The organism is Vibrio sp. 1069, from assembly GCF_033340555.1.
Genome location: NZ_JAWOWP010000148.1, coordinates 1 through 963, shown reverse-complemented (window position 1 = coordinate 963; position 963 = coordinate 1). Strand labels below are relative to the sequence as shown.

General features: G+C 44.1%; 3 protein-coding genes. All 3 read right to left on the bottom strand.

The features are described from left to right. The coding region (locus R7040_RS25055; RefSeq protein ID WP_318097365.1) for an Mpo1-like protein at positions 1 to 253 on the bottom strand (253 nt) is incomplete at its 3' end. Between the two features lie 124 nt (positions 254 to 377). Next, on the bottom strand, positions 378 to 731 hold the full coding sequence (locus R7040_RS25050) for an MmcQ/YjbR family DNA-binding protein (RefSeq protein ID WP_180796002.1): 354 nt from the start codon (positions 729 to 731) through the stop codon (positions 378 to 380). Between the two features lie 33 nt (positions 732 to 764). Continuing rightward, the coding region (locus R7040_RS25045) for a MarR family winged helix-turn-helix transcriptional regulator (protein WP_411978200.1) at positions 765 to 963 on the bottom strand (199 nt) is incomplete at its 5' end.

The window sequence follows — 963 nt, the reverse complement described above, 5'->3', positions numbered from 1 at the left end:
TACACGCTAACGTGTAACCGAGCATCATCATGAACACACTGAGAGATAAACGGAAGTAAAAGACCCAAACCGGAATGACAGCGCACCAAACCCAGTTGAGCTGAAAACCTAAGATTGAAAGGTGAGGAATGGACCAAATAAGCCCTACCACAGAAAGATAAATACCCGGTACGGCAACTTTGTGAATTTTTTGATTGATTGGGTTTTGATGGCTTTCACCGTAGGCTTCTAACCAGTCAGATAGTGCTCGCATATCACTTCCCTTTTTACGCAACTTCTTTTTATATAGCCCGAGCTCAAAAAAGGTGCGAGTTTTTCAGCGAGCAATTGATGGTTTTCGTTATTGCCTAAATGCTTTCCTGAAATGCTATTCGGCTTCAGTGTTCAAGCAATGTACGTTGCGCTTTGGGCAGTTTCGCTACAACCAAATCGTAGGAGCGCTCGCACAAGTCTTGAATGAGACCATCTTCGGCATCACCATTGAAATACACTGTGACCCAATGGCGTTTGTTAAGGTGGTAGCCCGGTGTGATGTCGGTAAACTGGGACGTTAGCACTTCTCCATCTTCCGGTTTCACTTTAACACTGACGTATTCTCGACCACCACGCTCCGCGATTATCGCGAACATTTTGCCTTTTACTTTGAACACAAGCGCGTCAGGGCCAAAGGGGAAGTCACTTTCGGCGCACATAAATGTCTCTAAATACGATTCCAATTCTTTGATATTCATGCTCATTCCTTGTTTTCTTTGCAACGAGATTCGCTATTCAAATTGAGGCAGTAGTAACTTTAACGCCTGATTCACTTGTGACTTTTCGTCCGCCGACAATCCACTAATCAAACTATGTTGTACATCCACATGCTCTTGGATTAACGACTCAATCAATGCCAAGCCTTCAGTTGTTAGCTCAACAGTAACACTGCGTCGGTCTTCTTTACTGTGCTCTCTGGCAATAAAGCCT

Excerpts from the sequence above, each read along its gene's own strand:
- R7040_RS25050 (WP_180796002.1), bottom strand. The coding sequence starts at position 731 with ATGAATATCAAAGAATTGGAATCGTATTTAGAGACATTTATGTGCGCC.